This is a genomic window from Moorena bouillonii PNG, from assembly GCF_001942495.1.
Classification (GTDB): domain Bacteria; phylum Cyanobacteriota; class Cyanobacteriia; order Cyanobacteriales; family Coleofasciculaceae; genus Moorena; species Moorena bouillonii.
Genome location: NZ_MKZS01000001.1, coordinates 7454007 through 7477193 on the forward strand (window position 1 = coordinate 7454007; position 23187 = coordinate 7477193).

Annotated in this window: 22 protein-coding genes and 1 pseudogene; 17 read left to right on the forward strand and 6 right to left on the reverse strand. The window is 42.6% G+C overall.

The window, feature by feature from the left end:
* Nucleotides 1-124: 124 nt before the first annotated feature.
* Nucleotides 125-1060, reverse strand: a complete 936-nt coding sequence (locus tag BJP37_RS30390; protein WP_075904507.1) for a class I SAM-dependent methyltransferase — start codon at nucleotides 1058-1060, stop codon at nucleotides 125-127.
* 527 nt (nucleotides 1061-1587) lie between these two features.
* Between BJP37_RS30390 and BJP37_RS30395 the strand changes: the two genes are divergently transcribed.
* A complete protein-coding gene (locus BJP37_RS30395; RefSeq protein WP_075904509.1) occupies nucleotides 1588-2811 on the forward strand; it encodes an RNA-guided endonuclease InsQ/TnpB family protein in 1224 nt (407 codons plus the stop codon).
* Nucleotides 2812-2907: 96 nt separating this feature from the next.
* Nucleotides 2908-3939, forward strand: a complete 1032-nt coding sequence (egtD, locus tag BJP37_RS30400) for an L-histidine N(alpha)-methyltransferase (protein WP_075904511.1) — start codon at nucleotides 2908-2910, stop codon at nucleotides 3937-3939.
* Nucleotides 3940-4055: 116 nt separating this feature from the next.
* Here egtD and BJP37_RS40310 read toward each other — a convergent pair whose 3' ends face one another.
* A complete protein-coding gene (locus tag BJP37_RS40310; protein WP_158069828.1) occupies nucleotides 4056-4202 on the reverse strand; it encodes a hypothetical protein in 147 nt (48 codons plus the stop codon).
* Between the two features lie 35 nt (nucleotides 4203-4237).
* Between BJP37_RS40310 and ovoA the strand changes: the two genes are divergently transcribed.
* The 8 genes and pseudogenes from ovoA (at nucleotide 4238) to BJP37_RS30440 (ending at nucleotide 12336) form a co-directional block, all read left to right on the forward strand.
* The gene (gene ovoA / locus BJP37_RS30405) at nucleotides 4238-5602 is read left to right on the forward strand and encodes a 5-histidylcysteine sulfoxide synthase (protein ID WP_075904513.1); all 1365 of its coding nucleotides are present in this window, start codon (nucleotides 4238-4240) and stop codon (nucleotides 5600-5602) included.
* 91 nt (nucleotides 5603-5693) lie between these two features.
* The gene (locus tag BJP37_RS30410; protein ID WP_075904515.1) at nucleotides 5694-7145 is read left to right on the forward strand and encodes a pyridoxal phosphate-dependent aminotransferase; all 1452 of its coding nucleotides are present in this window, start codon (nucleotides 5694-5696) and stop codon (nucleotides 7143-7145) included.
* 48 nt (nucleotides 7146-7193) lie between these two features.
* Nucleotides 7194-8642, forward strand: coding sequence for a hypothetical protein (locus BJP37_RS30415; RefSeq protein ID WP_075904517.1), 1449 nt, complete (start codon nucleotides 7194-7196; stop codon nucleotides 8640-8642).
* Between the two features lie 135 nt (nucleotides 8643-8777).
* Nucleotides 8778-9623, forward strand: coding sequence for an SAM-dependent methyltransferase (locus BJP37_RS30420; RefSeq protein WP_075904519.1), 846 nt, complete (start codon nucleotides 8778-8780; stop codon nucleotides 9621-9623).
* A 27-nt stretch (nucleotides 9624-9650) separates the two neighbouring features.
* Nucleotides 9651-9875: a DUF433 domain-containing protein gene (locus BJP37_RS30425; RefSeq protein ID WP_075904521.1), complete on the forward strand. Its 225-nt coding sequence runs from the start codon at nucleotides 9651-9653 to the stop codon at nucleotides 9873-9875.
* 358 nt (nucleotides 9876-10233) lie between these two features.
* The gene (locus BJP37_RS30430) at nucleotides 10234-10449 is read left to right on the forward strand and encodes a hypothetical protein (RefSeq protein ID WP_008179557.1); all 216 of its coding nucleotides are present in this window, start codon (nucleotides 10234-10236) and stop codon (nucleotides 10447-10449) included.
* 254 nt (nucleotides 10450-10703) lie between these two features.
* Nucleotides 10704-11033, forward strand: a pseudogene (locus BJP37_RS37825) (YbhB/YbcL family Raf kinase inhibitor-like protein); the annotation flags it as partial.
* A gap of 112 nt (nucleotides 11034-11145) precedes the next feature.
* Nucleotides 11146-12336 carry an RNA-guided endonuclease InsQ/TnpB family protein gene (locus BJP37_RS30440; RefSeq protein ID WP_075904525.1) on the forward strand — a complete coding sequence of 397 codons (1191 nt, stop codon included), beginning with the start codon at nucleotides 11146-11148 and terminating at the stop codon, nucleotides 12334-12336.
* 43 nt (nucleotides 12337-12379) lie between these two features.
* Here BJP37_RS30440 and BJP37_RS30445 read toward each other — a convergent pair whose 3' ends face one another.
* Nucleotides 12380-12970, reverse strand: a complete 591-nt coding sequence (locus tag BJP37_RS30445) for a DUF4126 domain-containing protein (protein ID WP_075904527.1) — start codon at nucleotides 12968-12970, stop codon at nucleotides 12380-12382.
* Nucleotides 12971-13112: 142 nt separating this feature from the next.
* On the opposite strand from BJP37_RS30445, the gene BJP37_RS30450 reads away from it, so the two are divergent.
* From BJP37_RS30450 to BJP37_RS30460, 4 genes are all read left to right on the forward strand, one after another.
* Nucleotides 13113-14396, forward strand: coding sequence for a Glu/Leu/Phe/Val family dehydrogenase (locus BJP37_RS30450; RefSeq protein ID WP_075904529.1), 1284 nt, complete (start codon nucleotides 13113-13115; stop codon nucleotides 14394-14396).
* A gap of 610 nt (nucleotides 14397-15006) precedes the next feature.
* A complete protein-coding gene (locus BJP37_RS30455; RefSeq protein WP_075904531.1) occupies nucleotides 15007-15408 on the forward strand; it encodes an EF-hand domain-containing protein in 402 nt (133 codons plus the stop codon).
* Nucleotides 15409-15411: 3 nt separating this feature from the next.
* Nucleotides 15412-15546: a hypothetical protein gene (locus BJP37_RS44075; protein ID WP_269087093.1), complete on the forward strand. Its 135-nt coding sequence runs from the start codon at nucleotides 15412-15414 to the stop codon at nucleotides 15544-15546.
* 135 nt (nucleotides 15547-15681) lie between these two features.
* Complete coding sequence (locus BJP37_RS30460; RefSeq protein WP_229415499.1) at nucleotides 15682-16554, forward strand: class I SAM-dependent methyltransferase; 873 nt, start codon at nucleotides 15682-15684, stop codon at nucleotides 16552-16554.
* A 123-nt stretch (nucleotides 16555-16677) separates the two neighbouring features.
* Here BJP37_RS30460 and BJP37_RS30465 read toward each other — a convergent pair whose 3' ends face one another.
* The gene (locus tag BJP37_RS30465) at nucleotides 16678-17106 is read right to left on the reverse strand and encodes a methyltransferase (RefSeq protein ID WP_081431383.1); all 429 of its coding nucleotides are present in this window, start codon (nucleotides 17104-17106) and stop codon (nucleotides 16678-16680) included.
* Nucleotides 17107-17117: 11 nt separating this feature from the next.
* Complete coding sequence (locus BJP37_RS30470; protein ID WP_075904537.1) at nucleotides 17118-18068, reverse strand: sulfotransferase domain-containing protein; 951 nt, start codon at nucleotides 18066-18068, stop codon at nucleotides 17118-17120.
* A 624-nt stretch (nucleotides 18069-18692) separates the two neighbouring features.
* Here BJP37_RS30470 and BJP37_RS41720 point away from each other — a divergent pair.
* Together BJP37_RS41720 and BJP37_RS30480 are read left to right on the forward strand one after the other, a co-directional pair.
* A complete protein-coding gene (locus tag BJP37_RS41720; protein WP_075904539.1) occupies nucleotides 18693-19250 on the forward strand; it encodes a hypothetical protein in 558 nt (185 codons plus the stop codon).
* 5 nt (nucleotides 19251-19255) lie between these two features.
* Nucleotides 19256-20836: a flavin-containing monooxygenase gene (locus BJP37_RS30480; RefSeq protein ID WP_075904541.1), complete on the forward strand. Its 1581-nt coding sequence runs from the start codon at nucleotides 19256-19258 to the stop codon at nucleotides 20834-20836.
* A 91-nt stretch (nucleotides 20837-20927) separates the two neighbouring features.
* Here BJP37_RS30480 and BJP37_RS40315 read toward each other — a convergent pair whose 3' ends face one another.
* On the reverse strand, nucleotides 20928-21095 hold the full coding sequence (locus BJP37_RS40315; RefSeq protein WP_158069829.1) for a hypothetical protein: 168 nt from the start codon (nucleotides 21093-21095) through the stop codon (nucleotides 20928-20930).
* A 37-nt stretch (nucleotides 21096-21132) separates the two neighbouring features.
* Here BJP37_RS40315 and BJP37_RS30485 point away from each other — a divergent pair, with 37 nt between their 5' ends.
* Nucleotides 21133-23145 (forward strand): ABC transporter ATP-binding protein, encoded by a 2013-nt coding sequence (locus BJP37_RS30485; RefSeq protein WP_075904543.1) that lies wholly within the window; start codon nucleotides 21133-21135, stop codon nucleotides 23143-23145.
* Nucleotides 23146-23187: the final 42 nt, after the last annotated feature.

Genomic DNA, 23187 nt, shown 5'->3' on the forward strand with positions numbered 1-23187 from the left:
AGCGGGCTATAGAGTTTGCACTGTGTACGTTATAAGCTTTATGTCCCCCTGTCAGATTTTGGCTACTAACTAACTTAAGGCGGGATGGTGGAGCGGCTCACCGTCCCGTTAGAGTTTTACCACTTTAAGCGGATACCCTTTGTTTTTCAATATAAAATAAAATTCCGGAGTGTGGAAGCATTATTTCTCCCCCCTCCATCTTTTGCGAACTCGTGCCAAAGTAGTCTAGGAGCAGTCGCAATTGTAAGGGTGAAAAAAATTCCGTGTTGGCACCAACTATAAAATTTAGTAACTGTTTCCCCAATTCAGACTCTTTGTCAAAACATTTTGTAATGTTTGTTGTAAAATCAATTTTTTCTTGACGAAACGGTAAATTTATTTCAGTTAGTAGTTCCTTTACCTCATCGCTAAACCACGGATAATTTCCGTATAGTCGCTGAGTTGCATGGTAAAAAGGTTCATTCAGTAACTGTCTTTTAGCTACCCCTAAAATTACCATTCCTCCTTCCCGGATAAGTTCGTAAATTTTCCGAAATAAGGTTTTAATGTCAGAAAAGTAGTAAAGGGAATGAATTAACAGTATGATATCAAAACTTTGACGTGATTGAAAAGATTCAAATCCAACAGTATTAATTTTAAAATTAAATTTATCGGTGTGATATATCCTGATTTTATCACACCATTCTTGTGCTTTTACACATTCGGCTTCGTTGGGATCAATGCCGACGAAATGGATAGTTTTGTTTAGAGAAAGAAGCTTTTCCAAAAAAGGTTTCTCAAACAATCCGCTCCCACAACCGATGCTAAGGATGCTGTAATCTTCTTGTGAAGACATCTTATCGTCTATAGCCTGAAGTGTGGCTTCAAGCATCATCTCTTGTTCGTTCTGCTGACTGCGATAGGCAATTTGGCAATCCATATATTCTTGGTCGTTGAGTTTGACTATCTGTAGTCTTGGATCTGAGAATAAGTATGCGATTGCCGATTTCTGCAGGCTCTCCAGGGTGCCTACTGAATCATCATAAAACCCATCGGTAAAACTATCAGTTGTTAATGTCATCTATTTTTATTTTTTGTGATTAATTTATCTAATTTTAAGTGCATCAAGACCAGTATCCCCCATCCTTCGGTTATGTCTTACGGGGGTTTCACCCACTCGCGCTTTGGATTAAGACGCCGTTTTTCATTTGTCAGACAACTCAACTTCTAAAAATTAGTGATGAATTCATTATCTCATATTTGGTGCTCAAGTTAACTTGGATAAGTTTATATCACACTATAACTTATTTGTCAAAATAATTTAGATTAATTTTAGATGGGTTTGCCCTGCCCTTAGCAACAATCCACAAAGTATAGCTCCCTGGGTTCGCTGTCCAAAGTAATAGCTATTCAAAACTGGTAAAAATTATGGTACTCTTAACCGGTGCTAATCAGATCATGTCTTAACAAAACTCGCGGAATTCCCCACCGTCTTTCACGGTGGGGATGGATAGCGAGACGATCACTTATATTGAAAAGCCTAAAACTTGACGTATTACTGCAAAATCTATATAATAGTAACAGAGGTCGAGAACAGAGGCAAGCGCAGTGAAACATAAAGCTGTCAAAGTCAGGATTTATCCCACTCAAGAGCAGATTCAGATTCTTGCTCAGCATTTTGGATGTGCTCGATGGTGGTGGAATTATGCTCTAAATCAGTGTATAGAAACTTACCAAGAGACTGGCAAAGGGCTAAAACAATCTGCGCTTAACTCTATGTTGCCAAAACTCAAAAAAGAAAAAGAAACTGAATGGCTAAAAGATTGTTACTCTCAAGTCTTGCAATCTGTGAGTCTCAATCTTAGTCGTGCATATCAAAATTTTTTTGAGGGTAGGGCAAAATACCCTAGATTCAAGTCCTATCATCATCGCCAATCAATTCAGTATCCTCAAAAAGTCAAGCAAGTGGGCGATTGTCTTAAATTCCCTGGAAAACTGGGAGTTGTAAAGGCAGTAATTCATCGCCCGCTGGACGGGGAAATCAAGACTGTTACAGTCAGTAAGACTCCTTCTGGGAAATACTACGCCTCTGTGCTGATGGAATATGATTATAGTAGCTCAAAGGTGTCCAAGGATGGGAAAACAATCGGGATTGATTTGGGTATCAAGGATTTTGCTATAACCTACGATGGCGAAAATATCTCTAAATTTGCTAACCCTAAACATTTAGTCAAGTACGAAAATAAACTGGCCAAAAAACAACGGATTGCCACCCGAAAGAAAAAAGGAAGCAATAGATGCATAAAGGCCAGAAAGATTGTAGCTAAGGTATACGAACGGATTGGAAATGTCCGCCAAGACTACCTGCACAAACTATCTAGAAAGATAGTGGATCATAATCAAGTAGTGGTAGTCGAAAACCTAAACGTCAAGGGCATGGTTCGTAACCATAAACTAGCTAAAGCAATTTCTGATCTAGGTTGGGGAACCTTTGTAAATTTTCTATCTTATAAGTGCGAAAAAGAAGGAAAGGTATTGGTGGAGATAAACCGGTGGTTCCCCAGCTCTAAAACCTGTTCTAATTGTCATTACCAAATCAAAGAGTTGCCACTTGATGTCAGGTCTTGGGTTTGTCCAAGTTGTGGAACTCACCACGATAGAGATGGTAATGCGGCAAAAAATATTAGAGCAGAAGGGATCAGGATGCTATCCTCCTCTGGGACGGGGGAGGTCAACGCCAGCGGAGAAGAAGTAAGACCAAGACGCGGACGTCCGTCCAAGTTAAGGCATTCTTCTGTGAAACTGGAAGCCCCGACCTCTACGTTCGCGTAGCGTGGCCATAGGCCAAGTAGGTCGGGGTAGTTCACGCAGTATAAATGTACTGTTTTTGGAAAACTGTTTTTGGAAAACTAAATTTAAAAGAGTATTATGTCAACAACTTTTCAAGAGACCACAGAGAATCTGAGATTCAGTGAGGATCGCCTACGAATTAACTATCTCGGGAGTGCCAACCTGCCTACTGCAACAGATGATGGCAAAGATATCATTGGAGGATTAACCCAAAGGCCGAAATCTTTGCCACCTCGTTACTTTTACGATGAAAAAGGCTCCCAATTATTTGAGCAAATCTGCGAGTTACCGGAATATTATCCCACCCGCACAGAAGCAGAAATTTTACAACAGTATGCTGTAGACGTTGCTCAATTTACGGGAGCTTGCGAATTGGTGGAGCTGGGTAGTGGCAGTTCTACCAAGACTCGCTTGTTGTTGGATGCCTATGAAAACCAGGGATATCCGTTGCGCTATGTTCCTATTGATGTGAGTGGGGAGATTCTTGAAGAGAGTGCCAAGCAGCTGTTGCTGGATTATCCCAAGTTAAAGGTTCAGGGTCAGGTGGGAACCTATGAACACGCCCTGAGCCAATTAACTCCAACACCATTACCTAGGCGGATGATTTTCTTTTTGGGTAATAGCTTGGGGAATTTTGCTCCTGAACAGTGCGATCGCTTTTTTGAGCAAATCACAGGTTTACTAGCACCAGGAGATTACTTTTTGTTGGGCATTGACTTACAAAAACCCAAGGAGATTCTGGAAGCTGCCTATAACGATAGTCAGGGGGTGACTGGGGCATTTAACCTGAATATGCTAGCACATCTGAACTGGCGTTTCCAAGGAAATTTTGACCTCGATCGCTTTACCCATCAGGCGATTTATAATCAATCAGAAAGTCAGATTGAGATGTATTTACATTGCCAGGAAACCCATGTTGTGCGCTTAGCCAGCCTGGATTTAACGGTTGAGTTTCAAGCAGGAGAAAGCATGCTTACAGAAATTTCTCGCAAATTCAATGTAGAGCAGATGCAGCACTATCTAAAAGGTCGGGGACTAAACACAGTTCAGGCTTGGACTGATACCAAGCAATGGTTTGGTTTACTCCTGTGTCAGATACAGACTGTGTAATAGACGTGTAAGCATTTAGCTATCAGCTTAAGCGCTACGCGCACGCTACGCGAACAGCTTAAGCGCTACGCGCACGCTACGCGAACAGCTATCAGTTATCAGCTCTCAGTTATCAGCTAAAGGCTGACGGCTGACCACTGACCGCTGACCACTGACGGCTGACCGCTGACGGCTGATCGCTGACGGCTGACCGCTGACGGCTGACCGCTGACTGCTGATCGCTGACCCCTGACCACTGACCGCTGACTGCTGAATATAGACACCCCTAAGTTGACGAATAGTATTTGAAACTCAAACCATGGATACTCTCCAATCTACTCAATTCCCTCGCCTTGACAGCTGCAGTCGCGAAACCATTATCAATTACTTTAAGAATTCATGGGAACTCGAAGATGTTCTGATGAAAAGTCTGGTTGGGGAAGAAACATTCTATATCAGTCCCGACCCCTTAAGAAATCGTCTGATTTTCTATTTGGGTCACTCGGCTGTTTTCTACATCAATAAATTCCTTGGGGTTGGGTTATTAGATAAACCCATTAATCCTAACTATGAAATCCTGTTTGAGATTGGTGTGGACCCGGAAACTCCTGAAGAACTCGATCAAGCAACCAAAGATATCCACTGGCCGACAGTGGAAGAGGTTTGGCGCTATCGAGATCAAGTGTATAGCGTGGTTATAGAAACTATCGAAAAGACTCCTCTGAATCTGCCAATTCATCAAAATCATCTTCTTTGGGCGCTGATGATGGGAATTGAACATAGTCGCACCCACTTTGAAACCTCTTCGATGCTGATCCGACAACTGCCTGTAGAGCGGCTTGAACGTCCTGAGAGCTGGAATTATGCTGTTTCTAATGACAAGGTTTCCAAGAATGAAATGCTCCAAGTTTCTGGAGGTTCGGTAGAACTTGGTAAACCACAGGATTATCCTATCTATGGCTGGGATAGTGAATATGGCAATCGTTCGGTGGAGGTTAAACCGTTTTTCGCCAGTCAGTATCTGATTACTAACGGAGAATTTCTGGAGTTTATTAATGATAATGGCTACGATAATCCAGATTACTGGGATAAAGAATCCTGGACGTGGAAGACAATCTATAATATCAAGCACCCTAAATTCTGGATACCTAGCAATGGTGGCTACAACTGTGGCTACAAGTATCGAGCGCTGTTTGACGAGATTGACCTTCCTCTCGATTGGCCCGTTGAAGTTAATCACCATGAAGCCATGGCTTACTGTCGCGCTCAAGGGCAAGGAATTCGTTTAATGAGTGAAGCGGAGTGGAATCTTGCCACTGCTGGCAGGGATGAAAGTAGCACAAATTTCCAACAAGACCCCTTTGCGATACAGGATTACAATCTAAATCTCAAGTTTGGCTCACCTAGCCCAGTGGGTATGTTACAAACTGCTAAAAGTCCTGCTGGACTCTATGACCTGCGGGGGAATGTATGGGAGTGGCTCAGTGATGACTTCAAGCCGCTACCAGGATTCAAGCCCCATCGGCTCTATGAAGATTATTCTGCTCCCTTCTTTGATACCCAACATAACATGATGCTTGGTGGTGCTTGGGTGACTACTGGAACAGAAGCATCCACATTCTATCGTAACTGGTTCCGTCCCTACTTCTATCAACATGCTGGGTTTAGAATTGCGGCTTCTTGACATCCTCCCTCGGTAAATCGCCAAATCTCCCAAAAATAGGAATTTTGGCTGATAAACTGCTAGTGATGTCATTGATTCGACTTACCTAAGTATGATTCAAATTTCTGAAAGGATTCAAAATTTAAAAGAGTCACCTTTTGTTACATTTGCTGCCTTGGCAAGCAAATACAATGGTGTTGTCAGTTTAAACAGTGGTTCTCCAGGTCATGGGACAATTCCTGGTGTTCAAGAAGCAATTCACCAAGTTAGTACTAAGGACATATCCCTTTACCGAACACCTCACTACGGTTCCCTAAAAGCCCGTCAGGATGCAGCTCAATATTTCCGACAGAGGTACGGATTGGAATTTGATCCGCAGCGAGAGATTAACCTCACCACCGGGTTTACCCATTTATTTCATTGTCTTTGCACAACTATTATCAATCCAGGGGATACAGCCCTATTTATCGAACCCTTTTTTCCCCAGTATGAGCAGCCTCTTACTTTAGCAGGGGGGAAAATGGTTACTATCCCCACTCAGGAACAGGATAAGTGGAAACCCCAACCCGAGGCAATCAAAACCGCATTTAGCAATTATCCAGATGCTAAGATGATTGTTTTCAACTATCCCAATAACCCTTCTGGTGCAACTCTGACACTAGAAGATTGGAATGGAATTATCGATATCTTAATTGAGGAAATTACCAGAAGGAAACAGCACCAAATCTTGCCACCTCTGATTTTGCTTGATGACGCTTATGTTCCCCTCTTTCATCATGGAGAAGTCAATGAACATCCAACTTTTGGTCTAACCTTACACAAGCGACTTCAGGGCGCAGAAGCATCAGAGATGGCTTCTTTACATCAATTAATGGAATCTTTGCTAATCGCTTGTACGCTGTCTAAGGAAGGCAATTGCGGTACATTGCTAGGTCTGGGAGCTTCTAAGAATGTTAAGTTACTTGGAGCAATGCGAATTCCTCAGAAAGCTACTGTGATTACTTCCAATGCTATGGGAGAAGTGGCGTTAAGTGCTGTGATTCAAAGGGATCCCCAAAAAACGATTCAATGGGCTGGAACCCTTTATGAAAGTCGATTAAATCAATTGGCTGAGGGCTTAAATACCATCTTTGAAAAACATGGTATAACTAACTCGGGTGGGACTGGCCAGAAGCCAGCCAGCTTTGTTCCTCAAGCCGGAATGTATCTTTATGCCAACTTCTCCCATTTTAAAGGTTGTCAGGTTACTAATGATTTCCTGGAAAGGCTTCGAGTTCTAGCAGAAGGCAAACTTAATCTAGAGTCTTTGTATCTCCAGAACCAGATTAATTATAGTTTAGAGGTAGCATTATGGTTGTTAGTAGAAGCCAAAGTATCTACAGTGCCCATAGGCAGACAAGAAGATTGCTATCTTCGTTTTTCTGTGGGTTTGCCCCAAGCAGTTGTAGAAACTTCTGCTAAGACAATTGATAGACAAAAAACCGAAGAAAATGGGAAAACGTTAATTAGTCAAGCCCTATTACAAATTGAGCAAGCATTGCCAAAGCTGATAAATTTAGTTTGAGCTTAGTTTGAGCAGTTCAGTAATTCATCAGGAGTGACAAATTAAAACATGTCTAGGGAACAAATAGGAATTATCGAACTGAAACCAGAAACGCAAAGAGCGATCGCAGATTATTTAATCGATGTAGCCCGCAAAGGGTATGATGTTCAAAAATTCGATCCCCAGCTCAAATATGGGGGAACCAAACTTTCCCTTTCCCAACAGGAAGGCTATTATCCCAACTGCCATCTTATTGTTCTGAAAAAATTAGGCTACGCCGTTACCGAAATCCTGCAAGAAAACAACGAAAAAGAAGCTTTAGGCTGCTTCCAAGCTTACCGAGAACTGTTCTCCGCAGCTAGCAAGTGCCAAGATGGCAACGACTCATCTATTCCCTACATTCAAAAAATCCAGTTTCTACCAGAGGGTCTGTTTGCTGACATCGATCCGGCTGATTTAATTTCCCCCAATGGGTTTAGGATTCCTGAACACCTCAATACTTGGGAAGAGATCCAGGACTATTCAGCTAAGTTGCTGGTGCCAAAACTACTCCTAGCTGCCATTTGTGGCATCCACAACCAATTCCCCTGGATGGATACAGACATGGATCTCAACTCCACCATGCACACCATGCGACCGGATCCAGACAAGTATCATGTTAATGCTGGCTATGGCGGTGGCTATATCAAGCAGCACACCGATGGCTATTGGAATGAGCGCAGTAATGTCCCTCTAATTATCGTTTTTCTCAGCATTAGCAATCCCAACCGGGAACCAACTGGTTTTATTCCTGTAGATGCCATTTTTCGGATTCCCTCCCCCAATTGCCCAGTTTACGATGACTGGCGTGCAGTCTTCCATGATTTGATTCCAGCGGGTCAAAGCCCTGAACAATTTGTGCAATGGGTTGTTGATCAAGCGACTCAACCCCAGTTTTCTTTTGTTATGGGTGTACTGGGTGGGGATGCTAAACGAGGTGTTTACGAGACTCCCCTCTTAGAGAAAGACCCCAATCATGGTGGCTACCTGTTTCGAGCCAAATCAACCTTTCAGTCTTCTAACCCAGATGCTGCACCTGTGGTAGAATTCACCAATCGCATGATCGAGTTTTTGGGAAGCCAGAAAGTAGCAGATACATACCTAGAAGTGTCTTTATCACCTGGAGAAATATATCTGGCTCTAAATGGGGCGGGATTATCAATTGATGCCAATCCTGACTATGAAGCTGATGGTTATGCCTACCCGGTAAAAGGAGCAGCAACGATTCACGGCAGGGGTAAATTGGCAGCAAGTGACGGTAAAATTGACAGAACCTTGGCACGGGGTAATAGTTTAAAAGGTCAGGAAAGAACGTTTTACGCCCCAGATTATGGAGCTGATTTGCTGTTAGAGGAGTTGAAAAAATGTTCTTCTGATCCTAAACTAGCATTGCTGGATCGAAATAGCTTCTTCCCAGACCAGGGGATTGTTACTAAGCTTCTCCAGGAAGGTATTCGTGGTAACCAATTGAAACGATAACTGACGTTAGTAAAAATGGGGTTTAGCTGAATTACAATCTGACTGATTGGGTTATCCAGTAAATTTATAGTCTTCAGCTACCCAATCTCTAAAAAAATTAGCCTCAAAAATATTCTATTAAATAAAAATAACCCCATGGCGAATTTGTCAGTAATTGATACATTTAATCAAAGCTACTTTGATAGCAAAGATATGGACTTATTTTACCGAAGAGTATCCGGTGAGCATACCCATTGTGGAATCTTTGAACATCCAAATGAAGATGTGTATATCGCTAAGAAGCGCACTACCGAATATATGACATCATTGCTGACCTTGGATCGAGATAGTCACCTGCTTGATTTAGGTTCTGGCTATGGTGGAGCAGCACGATATATAGCAAAAGAATTCGGCTGTCAGGTATCTTGTATAAACCTCAGCGAACAACAGAATGCCATTAATATTGATCGCAATCAAGAGGAGGGGTTGAGTGATTTAGTCCATGTGCATCAAGGGAGTTTTGAAAAGTTACCCTTTTCTGACTCGAAATTTAATGCGGCTTGGGCACAGGATTCGCTTTTTTATAGCGATACCCAATTACAAGCGTTTAGAGAAGCCCATCGAGTGTTAGTCAAGGGTGGTGAATTTATCGCTTGCACCTATTTCTTCGGTGGTAATTATCCTTCCCCAGAAGAGGTGAATAAGGTAGTAGATTGGTACACTGGGGGCGGAATTCACAAGGTCTATTTCTTGCATATAGATGATTATCGAAAAGTTGCTGATGAAATTGGGATGGCTGAGGTACAAGTGATTGACTTAACCCATCATATTTCCGTGAATTATTGGCAAATATTGAAAAAAATGGAAGAAATCCAAGCTGATGAACAGCTCTGGAGTGATGAGTTTTTTGAGAAGAAGAAGCAACGGCTACTGGATTGTGCGGAAGTTGGGAAAAGCGGCTTACTTCAATGGGGTATCTTGCACTATCGGAAAGAAAATTAGCCCCCAGTAACACAAGAATAACAAACTATGGACTATCGCAACATCATCACCATCGAGCCTGGTAAACGCAGTGGTAAACCTTGTATAAGAGGCATGCGCATTACTGTCTACGACATTTTAGAATATCTGGCCGGGGGAATGACAGAAGCAGAAATTATAGACGATTTTTCTGAACTAACCTCCGAAGATATCAAAGCCTGTCTTGCTTTTGCAGCAGAGCGTGAAAAAAAGTTATTCGTGGTATCTTTGTGAAACTTCGTGTACAAAATGTCTATAGAAAGGATCGCTTTTATGAAGTCATGGAGAATGATGAAGTTAAAAAAAAATATTATAAGCAGGCAATTTAATCAATAATAATAAATACAGTATTAGTTGAATTAGAAACAGGTAAATCAATCCTTCTACTTGGGTCAATGGCAGTTTATAGAGCGTGGTAAAAAATATTACCCCCACCCTAATACTAACCTCAAGACTTCTTTAGAAATCTGGAGCTATCAGGTTAAATAGATTGAAGCCTTAATAGATACTGAAGTCCAGCAAATAAAACTTCATGGCAGCGGACGAGGACTATTAGAATAGAAAGGTACGCTCGACTTGACCGGAGTGTTTTATGGTTTCATCAGAACTAATCTCGACCTTGAGAGAACTGAGTCGCTCAGACAAGTTCTATATCATACAGATTCTGATTTCGGAACTAGCCCAACAAGAAACTGATTTAATTAAACCTGACCAGTCTTACCCAGTGTGGTCGCCTTATGATGCGGTTGAGGCAGCGGATACGATGTTAAAAGTTCTACAGGCTGCCAAAGCTCAAGATCATGGGTAATCCTAAACGATATCCATTTGTTTCCAGTGATACAGCCTTAGGCGAAGCTAGTTTTCGCCCGTATTTGCCTTTTACCTTAGTTTATCAACAGGGTACATCAGGTTAAGTAAATTCAAGCCTTAATAGATAAGGAGAAAGAAAAAATGAAACTGTGGAGTGATAACTTTACCAATGGTGATAAGATTCCTAAAGAGTTTGGTTTTGGTAAATATCACCCACAAAAACACATGGTATTTTAAGATAACAAAAATCCCCATTTAGGTTGGAGTGATTTACCACCAGGAACCCGTTCTCTAGTCTTAATTTGCCATGACTCTGATGTGCCAAGTGTATTTGATGATGCTGAGCAAGAGGGTAAAATTGTCTCAGCTAGCCTACCCCGTATAGATAGTTATCATTGGGTCTTGGTAGATTTATCACCGGATATTCAATCGATTGCTGCTGGTGAGTTCAGTGATGGCGTAATTCCTGGGGGCAAAAATGGCCCTGAAGCCCCGTTAGGTACTCGCCAGGGAATCAATGATTATGGCGAAGGGTATGTTGGCGATCCTGAAATGGCAGGATATTATCGGGGCGATGCGTAAAACCCCCGCGTTTTAACCGGGGGATATAAGCGAGTTTGACGAATTTATTCGGCTGTCAAGCTAGTATTATGCTAGAATAATTAGTATAACTCTATAGATAGTGAGTCTAACTTTGATAGTCTACGAGTTCAAAGCAAAAGGTAAAGACAGTCAGTACAAGGCAATTGATGAGGCAATACGCACCTATAAGTTCATCCGTAATTCTTGTCTAAGATATTGGATGGACAATAAAGGTGTGGGCAAATATGACCTCAATAAATATTGTCGGGTACTGGCCAAAGAATTCCCCTTTGCAAACCAGCTCAACTCTCAAGCTAGGCAGTCTGCGGCTGAATGTACTTGGAGCGCAATTAGTCGATTTTACGAGAACTGTAAAAGAAAGATACCCGGAAAGAAAGGCTTTCCCAGGTTCAAGAAACACCCTCGTTCAGTTGAATACAAAAAAACGGGATGGAAGCTTTCAGAGAACCGAAAGGCTATCACTTTCACCGATCAAAACAAGATCGGAAAATTGAAGCTGAAAGGAACCTATGATCTCCATTTATATCAACTCGAAGACATTAAACGAGTCAGGTTGGTTAGAAGAGCGGATGGGTACTATGTGCAGTTTTGTATTTCAGTAGATCTCAAGATAGAAACTGAACCAACAGGTAAAGCCATTGGCTTGGATGTCGGGATTAAATACTTCCTAGCGGATAGCTTGGGAAATACAATTGAAAACCCAAAGTTCTATCGAAAGTCAGAGAAACAGTTAAATCGTGCTAATCGCAGAAAATCTAAAAAGTACGTTCGTGGAGCCAAGCCGCAATCAAAAAACTATCACAAAGCTAGATGTCAATATGCCCGAAAGCATTTAAGAGTAAGTCGGCAGCGTAAAGAGTATTGCAAGCGAGTCGCATACTGCGTAATCCACTCTAATGATGTGGTCGCCTATGAAGACTTAAATGTGAAGGGTATGGTAAAAAATCGACATCTAGCCAAGTCAATTAGTGATGTTGGATGGTCAACTTTTCGACACTGGTTAGAATATTTTGGAGTGAAATATGGCAAGCTAACAATTACTGTAGCTCCCCATAACACCTCTCAAAACTGCTCTAACTGTGGAAAAAAAGTTAATAAGTCTCTATCAACAAGAACTCACATTTGTTCGTGTGGATACACAGAAGATAGAGACATTAACGCTGCCAAAAACATTCTAAAAAAGGCTCTAAGTACCGTAGGGCATACGGAATCTTTAAAGCTTGGGGAGTTTAATCCGCTTTTAATGTTGGAGCAATCCTGCATTAGAAAGATTGAACTGTGAACCAAGAATCCCCGTCTTTTTAAAGCGGGGAGTGTCAACGCCTTCAGTCAGGATTCTGGTCATGGCTTTGATCACTGATACGGGAACGCTTACCTCGAAAATACCAACGATACCAATGCTTAGCACTGCGAATCGCTAACCACAGTAGCAGTAAAGCGATTAATCCTCCTTGTTCAGGAGCATCAAAAGCCAAAATTATCAAAACTACGCACAGAAAATCCTGAAGAAAAACTACCCACAGAGGCAAGCCACGCAAACGGTAGAACCATCCTACTTGAACTAACTGGAGTACGAAGGCTAATAAGCCGCCGACAATACCCACGACCCAGACAAATCCCGTTAGTTCTTCGGCAAACTGAGTTACAGCAATACCAAGAATTGCTCCCACTAGAGGACTTAACACTAGCTGAACTATTTGCAAGATTCGCTGTCCTAATAGATTTTTGGAGGCAAATAGCTCCACCAATGACCAAGTTGTCAAGATAGTCAGCAAGACTGGGGGATGAATCTGTGAGAGTAACGGTACCTTCGACCAGAGTTGGTCACTGTGGAGCAAACCAATCACCAACAGGGGCAGGGCAATTCTCATTCCTGCCGCAGCGGAAGCTGAGAGGGCGGCGAGGAGTGCAATCATGAGCGTCGTGACTTTGGCAAGAGGTTTACTATAAACCAGTCAAGCTTAGCATAATGTAACAAAATATACAGTTTTTCTGTGATTAAATTAAATAACCAGGACTGGGTAAATGGTAAATTTTGTTAGCTGGAGAAATAAGGCCATGTCTGAGTCATTATTTGCTGATGCCAGTAAACGATTGCAGAAATCACTGAAATATGTGTCAATTTCGGAGGATGCGATCGCACGCTTAAAATATCCCAAATCTAGTTTGAGCGTTTCCATCCCAGTCCGCATGGATGATGGCTCGTTACAGATGTTTCAGGGCTATCGGGTTCGCTATGACACCACCAGGGGACCAGCAAAAGGGGGAGTGCGCTATCATCCCAATGTTTGTTTAGATGAAGTCCAATCCTTAGCCTTTTGGATGACCTTTAAATGTGCCACCTTAAATTTGCCCTTCGGGGGTGGCAAAGGGGGAATTACTCTAAATCCTAAAGCCTTATCGAAGCTGGAGTTGGAACGGTTAAGTCGTGGTTACATCGATGCGATCGCAGATTTCATTGGGCCTGATATTGATATTCTCGCTCCCGACGTTTACACCAACTCCATGATTATGGGTTGGATGATGGATCAATATAGCGTCATTCGCCGTCAAATCAGTCCAGGGGTCGTCACAGGTAAACCCTTGGCCTTGGGAGGGAGTGTTGGTCGCGATACCGCTACCGCTACTGGCGCGTTTTTTGTGATTGAATCCATTTTGCCTAAATTTGACCAGCTGCCTCAAAATACCACCGTAGCCGTGCAAGGATTTGGTAATGCTGGTGCTGTCATAGCGCAACTGTTAGCTAAAGCAGGCTATAAAGTTGTCGCTGTCAGTGATTCTCAAGGGGGTATTTATGCCAAAAAAGGCTTAGATATTCCTAGTATTCGCCAATACAAAACATCGAGTCAAGGCATTAAAGCCGTTTACTGTCGAGGTAGCGTTTGCAATATTGTTGAGCATGAAGTCATTACTAATCAAGACCTTTTAGGGTTAGATGTAGATGTCTTGATTCCTGCTGCTTTGGAAAATCAAATCACTGAAGAAAACGTTGATAATATCAGAGCCAACTATATCTTTGAAGTAGCGAATGGACCAGTAACCTCGACAGCTGACAATCGTTTGGAAGAAAAAGGCATCTATGTTTTTCCTGACATATTGGTTAATGCTGGAGGTGTCACCGTTAGCTATTTTGAATGGTTACAAAACCGGAGTGGACACTATTGGAAGCTCGATGAAGTCCATCAGCGTCTGAAAGAGAAAATGGTGGAAGAAACCGAAACGATTTGGTCACTTTCTCAGGAACTAGCAGTTTCCATGCGCACAGCTGCTTATGTTCATGCTTTGAATCGCCTGGGAGACTCCCTGGATGCTAAAGGAACTAGGGATTATTACTGTAAATAAATCCGAAAGGGGTGCATCTCCTAAAAGCTGTTTGAGCTGGTGGGTGGAATGGGCATCTTGGTGGAACGGGCATCTTGCCCGTTTCATTTCTGGACGGACTGTCCCAACACTGGCTACTAATAAAATCAGGGTGAGCCGGTTCCTAACCTACCCTACGCTACATTTACTATAGCATTTTAAAATATATCATAAAAACTTATCACTATTCTAGTGATAAATCATGATCATATCTCTAATGGTTTTTAATCATAACGTTTGATAATTTTCTAAGTTTAGAAAGGGCGTTATTTAGTTAGTGATCGCATACAGCGCAGCATAGCATATCGCCAACTTTTACAGACAACGCTCAAAGGTTAATTTTCCCTCTGGTATAGAAAGGCAAATCCCCAAATACAAATCACAGCAAGACTTTGGGGATTTGATTAAAAATTATCAATAAAGACTTGACAAATAGTATTGTTTATGAAATTGTCACCAAGGCTAGATTAGCTGTTTTTACCCTGACCATGAGCTGTTGCTGTAACCAACGGTGTATTAATTGTGTCCCACTAGTTATCCTACGGTAAACTTAGTGTAAACTTGAATTTATTATTCTCTGGAGAAATTAATTATGCTAACTGAATTGCAGAAGCAGAAATTACCAAGATTGTTTGAAATGTATGACGCCGACAATAACGGTTTCATTGAGCAAGCGGATTTTGAGCGGTTCCTAGAAACCTACTCCCAGGTTGGCGGCTGGGAGCCAGGCTCACCCAACTACAATTCCTTGCAATCGAAGTTAATGTCTCGTTGGGATAGTATGCAAAAGTTTGCAGACACGAATCGTGACAACAGGATATCTTTGGAGGAATGGCTGGTATATATCGAGAATGTCCTTAATGACCCAGGCGCTTATGAAGCAGAAATACGGGGCATAGCAAGTTTCGTATTTAGCATATTTGATACTAATGGGGATGAGCAACTGGATTTGGAGGAATACAGACAGGTTTATCGAGCCGCCGGACGTGATTAAAATTTGGCTAATGAGGTATTTAAACGGCTCAATTTCAAGGATGATGACTCCATTACTAAAGAAAAACATATCGAGTTAATTGATCAATTCTTCCGTAGTGAATATCCAGAAGCACCTGGTAATTTTATCTTTGGTTAAGGGTAGATATAACTGCGTGCATCTCACTAACAAAAAATGAGATGCACCTCCCTATTACCTGTTACCTGTTAGCTTGACTAAAGCAAATTTTACCTTTTTACTATTACCTAAATTCCCAATTCCCAATTCATAATCATGCAGGTGCCAACTAGTTCCTTCGACAAAATCAGTCCCACAGCTTTACTAGTGGCTTATGCCAGACAGTTTACCGATATTCCTTATTCCCAAGAATTGGCACAATTGGTTAATGCTCAAGCTTTCGTGGAGCAGTTACAAAAACAACAGTCCGATAAATCCTTTGAAGTAGCAGTTTTATTTGAAGGTCGGTATAAAGCTATCAATCAAGTGATGGCTCAATTTCAAACAACTCAAATCCTTGAACTAGCCTCCGGCTTGGTGCCACGGGGCATGGTAATGTCTGGTGACCCTTCTACAACTTTTATCGAGAGTGATTTACCAGGGATGATAACGGGCAAACAGCAACTGGTGAAACAGCTAGTTGGCGTACGCTCAAACTTGCACTTTGTTGGGATTGATGCCACTAGTCAACCCAGCCAATTCCCTCTCGATGTAGATTATCTAGATTCCCAAAAGCCCATTACTGTAGTATGCGAGGGACTACTGCTGTACCTGACATTTAATCAAAAACAGCGGTTGTTTGCTAATGTCCGGGAGTTGCTTCAGGTTTATGGTGGTGTGTGGATAACCCCTGATTTAATCACAAAAGAATATTTGAGTAGGGTACGGGGAAATAGCCCAGCTTGGCAAAAATTGAGCCAGACAGTCAGAGGGATGACAGCCACCTCAGACACAGATACTATCTTTGACAATTTCGATCAGGTTAGGCAGTTTTTAACGGAGCAAGGGTTTCAGCTTCAGGAATATAGTATGCTCAATGTATTAGACCAAGTAACTTGCTTGCAACCCTTGGGGATTAATCCTGCTGTTGCTGAATCTATACTCGCGGATTCATTTGTGTTTGTGCTTACTCCCGATATCGGAAGTTAAATAAGCGCGTTGATCGCAGTAATCAGGTACAGTATTATTTGAGGCTGATTCCCTGAAAACCATCTTGACTATTGCCAATAGCCATGCATGCCTTTTGCCTTAAAAGGATAAGCTTTGTCATCATCAGTATGAAAATGCTATACCAGGGTTGGCTTCAAGGATCACAACTGGAGACTCCATCGGTAAAATTCGCTGCAACTTGAAGTCAGACTGAGCCAAAAGTCTGCTAAACTCTAGCTCAGTCCGTTCTTTACCTCCTAAAGATACCATCATTGATATGTCAAACCATTTGGCAGGGTGGAAATCATTACCGGCAGGGAGCATTTCGAGAATGAGAAGCTTACCATGTGGTGTGATGGCTTTTCGGCAACAACGTAACAGTTCTGTTGCCTGCTCGTCGCTCCAGTTGTGCAGAATATGCTTCATTAGGTAAATATCATGACCAGCTGGGATCGATTCAAAAAAGCTACCTGTCACCAGATCGCATCGCTTGCTCACACCTTTTTCTGCTAGAAACCGCAGCGCTCCTTCAAAGATAGATCCAAAACAGATGAAGCTCCATTCTAATCAATATCAAACTTGAGCCCAGAAGCCTTCATTCGTTCAGCATATAAAGCATCGAACTGTTCATTTTGAGCAACTGTGAATTTTTCTTTCCACGAACCTATCACACCTTTTCGGAAAAAACTGCTGGGTTTCAAGAACTCGTGCATATTACTAAACTTATCATCCTTCATGTTTTTGAAAGATGTTTTATCCTTGATTTGATTAATTAGTTCAGGGGATAAGGGATATCCTAAGAAATCTGCGATTTTTTTGATCTCAGCATCAAACTCTTTTTTCAGATCTTCATATTTCAGAAATAGAATATTCTCAGCATTTCGATGCTCCCACCAACTCAGGACATGTTTGAACCAATCACCCCGTTGAACTTTTCCTTCCATAAACATCTCAAACCAATGTTCCCACGGCCCTGAATAATTACCTGCCCATGCTCTATCACTCTCGAAATAATAATAGGACACGACAACATCTTTAGGGTTCCTGGCAATATAGATGTATTTACATGGATTCTTGACTGGATTACCACCGACTGCCATTTGATAAGGCATATGACTCTTAAATATTCTCGGTGAAGGAAAGGCTTCCAGCTCACTTCTGCTCCGTGGATAAGGCCAAGAACTCGCCACCCAATGAAGGCTATCTCGTAAAGTTTTATCAGAAGGAATTTCTCCTTGCTGGACAATCAACAGAAGGATATAAGATAACCAAGATGAACCGGACTTTGGATATGAGATGAAACAGACATCTTCAGGACGAGTTTCTAGCGTTCGGGACAAATTGTATCTATCAGGCGTGGTATAAGGTGGAACGACAAGACCATCCAGAATGCGATATTTGTACCCATATTCTCCCACCTGTATGTCGTCAAGTATTTCAGCATGTAATTGATCTTCGTATCCAGCTATTTTTACAGTTGTCGTTGATTGTATCTCATTCATAACTTTGTCCATTCTGGCCGTAAAGATCCTAGAATAATTATTCTATAGCAATATGATTTGATTTATTCCGCTCCTGAGCGGGTTAATTAATTAATGAATGCTTCCTACACCACGAGAACGCAGGTGGGGGTGTCCGTCTTAGTTACAAGGTTTTATCCGAAGCGACAGGCGGCATTCTCGCGCCTGTTGCCAGGACTTTTGCGCTTACTATTCCCCCAAGTCGTTGTCTTGATGCAATAGCGAGTGGGGGAAACCACGGCAGTTGCTCATGGGGGGAACCCCCAAGACCGCACTGCCTCCCCAAGACCGCGCTGCATCGCTTCCGCTATGGGGCTTGTATTTAGAAACTTTTACCTAGAGTCTGACGTTTATGAACCGACTAGACAGGAAAAACAGGTTTGATGCCCTATCGTGAGAGGTCGTGCCTCTAGGTTGCTCAGAATCTTGTTCTGCCCTTTGCCGTACCACTCAACATAAATCAATTATATCACAATTTGCCGCTCAAAGACCCCCACCTGCGTTCTCGTGGTGGGGGAATGCGTCGCTCATTTTTGTTCAATTAGGTCTTAGGAGACGCGCAGAAATAACTTACCAATTGAGAAGTTAGAAATAATTCCATTGCTGGTAAATTGGATTATGAAGAGATTTTTAGATGGTTGGGGTTTTGAGCGGGGGATGGGGTATCACTTAGTTCAACCACCATCAATAGTATTAGTGCGCTCGTTAAGTCAAATCATGGAGATGTCAATCATCGAGTCGCTCAGAATCAAGTTTGAGGCATTAGTTCCTTACATGAATGAAAAGCTGAGACGATTGTGGGCAGCATCGGAAGCAGTGGCACTAGGTGAAGATGGAATAGAGCTGGTAGTCTTTGCCACAGGCATTGGTGCCAAAACAGTCAAAGAAGGTATCAAAGAGCTACAGGAACCGTTGAGTAGTGTGGCGATTGTTGCTCCATCAACTAGGCTCAGAAAACCTGGAGGAGGCAGAAAGAGCTATGATACTATCTTTGACAATTTCGATCAGGTTAGGCAGTTTTTAACGGAGCAAGGCTTTCAGCTTCAGGGGTATAGTATGCTCAATGTATTAGACCAACTAACTTGCTTGCAACCCTTGGGGATTAATCCTACTGTTGCTGAATCTATACTCGCGGATTCATTTGTCTTTGCGCTTACTCCCAACATCGGAGGTTAAATTGTATGTTAGATTGCATCGTGATTGGAGCAGGGCCAGCCGGTATAGTTACTACCAAAGAATTACTAGAGCAAGGAGTAGGCGAGGTAGTATGTTTAGAGCAAGCAGAGGATTTGGGCGGGGTTTATGCCCATGCCTACGACAGTTTAGTGCTGACTAGTTCTTGCGCATTTAGTATGTTTTCTGACTTCTGGATAGGTGATGGTAATCAGCACAAATTCTGGACAAAGAACGAAGCGGTTGACTATTGGAAGAGCTATGCCAAACATTTTGGTGTTTTAGAGAAAATTCGTTTCAACTCCAAAGTTGTAGCAGTCACTCCCGAAGACAATCAAGGGTGGCAAATTCAACTAGCATCTGGAGAGATTTTGCACTCAAAACGGGTAGCCTTGGCAATTGGTAACAACAGTATCTCAAATTATCCAGAGTGGAAAGACTTATTAACTGAAGTGGAGTTTTCCCATTCCAAGGAATATCGTAATGCCGATAACTTTGTGGGCAAAACCGTATTAGTAGTTGGGGGAGGTGAGTCAGCTTCAGACATAGCCCTAGAACTATCTGGTGTCGCCAACAAGTGCTGGATCAGCCTTCGCAATTCAGCTGGGTGGATAATACCCAGGAAGAGAGGTGACTATGCTGCCGATACTGCTAGCCATCGCGGTGTATACGGTCTACCAAGGGACTATGGAGATACTTTGACCCAATTGCTCTTTAAAAAGTGGTTGAGCCAAAATGATCCAACTTACGACATGGCAGTTAAACTTAATCAGAAGGTTAAGGCTAAAAAAGGGGTCTGGGGGACATACGCAACTAAAAATATCTCCTTACCCAAGGCAATTGTCTATCACGGCTGTCAAGTGGTCGGCGAAATAGTGAAGGTAAAAGATGGTGGCAGAACATTGATAGCGGCTGATGGAGAAACCCTTGAAAACGTGGATGCGGTAGTATTTTGTACGGGCTACAAAAACTATGTGTCTTTCCTGCCTAAGCACTTGAGAAAAACTGACCCCCGGAGTCTTTACAAACATATCTTTCATGCCTTGTATCGGGATAAAATCGCTTGGATTGGCTGGGCACGTCCAGCCATTGGCAGTCAGTTTCCTCTTACGGAAATGCAAGCGAGATTTTTTGCCTTGATTTGCACTGGGGAACGAACTCTTCCCGCTTCTGAGGAAATGGAGCAGGTGGCATCTATTGATAAAGCCAAATATTTACAACAGTTTGAACATAATGCCACTCGCATCCGAAGCTTGCTTGATTATCATATATACATCGACGAGCTAGCTGATTTAATCGGGTGCAAACCGCCCTTGTGGAAATACTTTTTATTACATCCTCGGCTCTGGTTTACCATCGTATATGGTCCGACCCAAGGTACTCAGTTTCGTTTACGAGGACCAGGCCAAAAGAAAGCCTTGGCTCAAGAGCTGATCAAGAAGTTACCAGTGATTCCATTCAATAATCACGTTATCAAAGCTGGTCTAAGAGGTCGTGTGATTTATGGGTTCAAGGCTCTAGTTAAGGGGTTGTTGAATCCGCTCTATTTTGCTAGGAATTTGGCCAAAAACAAAGCTCAATCAGCCTAAGCATTCAGCGGTCAGCAGTCAGCGGTCAGCGGTCAGCTTAAAATAAACCTCTTTAGGGAGAATTTAATAGTTCGAGGTAAGCTATCAGCTATCAGCTGATAGCTGATAGCTTACTTCCCAGGTAGCAGCCAGATCGATCTGATTGAAGATAGAAAACAGCTGATAGCTGTTCGCGTAGCGTGCGCGTAGCGCTTAAGCTGACGGCTGACGGCTGACAGCTGACGTAGGGAGTAAACCCTAGAGTCAAGTTTTGTATCATTTAAGTTAACTCTGCTAACTTAATCCTCTTGAATGCCATGACTGACAATGTTCTTGACGTCCGTAATCTGAAAGTCCAATTCCAAACCGATGTAAAACAGGTCACAGCCGTTGACAGCATTGACTTTCAACTGCGTCGAGGACAAACCCTAGGAATTGTGGGGGAGTCAGGTTCTGGGAAATCAGTCACGTCTTTGGCCATAATGGGTTTGATCCCCTATCCTGGTAAAGTTACCAATGGCGAGATTTACTTCCGACCCTCAACTCGGGAAAAAGGGGTGGATTTACTAGGGCTGAGTCCTGATCAAAAGCAGTCCTACCGGGGTGGTCAAATCTCGATGATTTTTCAAGAACCGATGACCTCCCTTAACCCAGTTTATACCTGTGGGTTTCAACTGACAGAAGCAATTCTGCAACACCAGGATGTTTCCCTAAAAGAAGCAAGGCGTCAAGCCATGGCTCGTCTTCAAGAGGTCAAGCTACTCCCTAGCGATCAACAATTGAGGGAGAGTTTTCTAGAGGAATTCCGTCGGGAGAACCCTGGTCAAGCTATACCAGGGGAACGGCTAATTAATCGCCACATTAACCAGCAAAAACGGGAAATTTTAAAGCGCTATCCCCATGAACTGTCTGGTGGTCAATTGCAGCGGGTCATGATTGCGATCGCAATTTCTTGTAACCCTGATGTGTTGATTGCTGATGAACCCACTACTGCTCTCGATGTTACCGTACAGGCAACCATTCTGGATTTGCTGAGGGAGTTACGGGATACCCGAGGGATGTCCATGATTTTTATTACCCACGACTTAGGCGTGATTGCGGAAATTGCTGACAGCGTAGCGGTGATGTACCAAGGCAAAATTGTGGAAAGGGGTGATGTCTGGAAAATTTTCTCTGAACCAAACCATCCCTACACCAAGGGATTATTAGCCTGTCGCCCAACTCTCGACCAAACTATAACATACCTACCGACTGTTTCTGACTTCATGGAGGTGGTAACTACTCCTAGTGGAGAACAGGTGATCCGAGAAAAATCAAAAGGGTTGAATGTTGACCGGTTCCAGCTTCAAACTTCCCCAGATAACCTACCCTACGGGAACGCTAAAGGCGAACAACCTTCAAGCAATAAACCTTCAACCAATAAACCTTCAACCAAACCACCATTAGTTTCGGTTCGTAACTTACAGGTAGGCTTTCCGATTCGAGGCGTATTTGGCGGGACGAAACGCTATATGATGGCAGTCAATGGAGTATCCTTTGATGTTTATCCCAGTGAAACCTTGGGCTTAGTGGGAGAATCCGGTTGTGGCAAATCTACCTTAGCACGAACATTGCTGCGCTTGATTGAACCAATGGGTGGAGAAGTAAACTTTGATGGTAAAGAGATTACCAAAATCAAGGGTATGGGTTTGCGGCAATTACGCCGTGAAATGCAAATTGTGTTTCAGAATCCCTTTAGTTCCCTCGACCCACGACTAAAGATTGGGGAAGCTGTGATGGAACCCCTATTGATTCATGATGTTGGGGGTAATAGTAAGGAAAAACGCGATCGCGTGGCTGAGTTGTTGGAGCGAGTGGATTTAAATCCTGACTGGATGAATCGCTATCCTCACGAATTTTCCGGAGGTCAGCGCCAGCGGGTCTGTATTGCTAGGGCACTCGCTCTTAATCCTAAGTTTATCATTTGTGATGAATCCGTTTCTGCTCTAGATGTTTCCGTACAGGCACAGGTCCTGAATTTGCTCAAACAATTGCAGGAGGATTTCGGCTTAACCTATATCTTCATTTCCCATGACTTGAGTGTAGTCAAATTCATGAGCGATCGCATTATGGTAATGAACCAGGGCAAAATAGAAGAAATTGGTTCAGCTGACAGTATTTATCGAGAACCTCAGCAGGATTATACTCGTCAGCTGATTGCTTCTATTCCCACTGGTACTCTCGATCGGATTCAACAGCAGCAAGACAGACGACAAGCTATGGAAATACCTGAGATTAGTGATCCATGGTCAGTTAATTCTGAGATTAGTGATCCATGGTCTGTTAATTAAGGGAAAGGTTATTTTTTTTAATTCAAAATTTAATTCAAAATC

What these genes read in the sequence shown, in the direction of transcription:
- BJP37_RS30390 (WP_075904507.1), bottom strand. Translation starts at nt 1,060, where the DNA reads ATGACATTAACAACTGATAGTTTTACCGATGGGTTTTATGATGATTCA.
- egtD (WP_075904511.1), top strand. Translation starts at nt 2,908, where the DNA reads ATGTCAACAACTTTTCAAGAGACCACAGAGAATCTGAGATTCAGTGAG.
- ovoA (WP_075904513.1), top strand. Translation starts at nt 4,238, where the DNA reads ATGGATACTCTCCAATCTACTCAATTCCCTCGCCTTGACAGCTGCAGT.
- BJP37_RS30410 (WP_075904515.1), top strand. Translation starts at nt 5,694, where the DNA reads ATGATTCAAATTTCTGAAAGGATTCAAAATTTAAAAGAGTCACCTTTT.
- BJP37_RS30415 (WP_075904517.1), top strand. Translation starts at nt 7,194, where the DNA reads ATGTCTAGGGAACAAATAGGAATTATCGAACTGAAACCAGAAACGCAA.
- BJP37_RS30420 (WP_075904519.1), top strand. Translation starts at nt 8,778, where the DNA reads ATGGCGAATTTGTCAGTAATTGATACATTTAATCAAAGCTACTTTGAT.
- BJP37_RS30425 (WP_075904521.1), top strand. Translation starts at nt 9,651, where the DNA reads ATGGACTATCGCAACATCATCACCATCGAGCCTGGTAAACGCAGTGGT.
- BJP37_RS30430 (WP_008179557.1), top strand. Translation starts at nt 10,234, where the DNA reads ATGGTTTCATCAGAACTAATCTCGACCTTGAGAGAACTGAGTCGCTCA.
- BJP37_RS30445 (WP_075904527.1), bottom strand. Translation starts at nt 12,970, where the DNA reads ATGATTGCACTCCTCGCCGCCCTCTCAGCTTCCGCTGCGGCAGGAATG.
- BJP37_RS30450 (WP_075904529.1), top strand. Translation starts at nt 13,113, where the DNA reads ATGTCTGAGTCATTATTTGCTGATGCCAGTAAACGATTGCAGAAATCA.
- BJP37_RS30455 (WP_075904531.1), top strand. Translation starts at nt 15,007, where the DNA reads ATGCTAACTGAATTGCAGAAGCAGAAATTACCAAGATTGTTTGAAATG.
- BJP37_RS30460 (WP_229415499.1), top strand. Translation starts at nt 15,682, where the DNA reads ATGCAGGTGCCAACTAGTTCCTTCGACAAAATCAGTCCCACAGCTTTA.
- BJP37_RS30470 (WP_075904537.1), bottom strand. Translation starts at nt 18,068, where the DNA reads ATGGACAAAGTTATGAATGAGATACAATCAACGACAACTGTAAAAATA.
- BJP37_RS41720 (WP_075904539.1), top strand. Translation starts at nt 18,693, where the DNA reads ATGAAGAGATTTTTAGATGGTTGGGGTTTTGAGCGGGGGATGGGGTAT.
- BJP37_RS30480 (WP_075904541.1), top strand. Translation starts at nt 19,256, where the DNA reads ATGTTAGATTGCATCGTGATTGGAGCAGGGCCAGCCGGTATAGTTACT.
- BJP37_RS40315 (WP_158069829.1), bottom strand. Translation starts at nt 21,095, where the DNA reads ATGATACAAAACTTGACTCTAGGGTTTACTCCCTACGTCAGCTGTCAG.
- BJP37_RS30485 (WP_075904543.1), top strand. Translation starts at nt 21,133, where the DNA reads ATGACTGACAATGTTCTTGACGTCCGTAATCTGAAAGTCCAATTCCAA.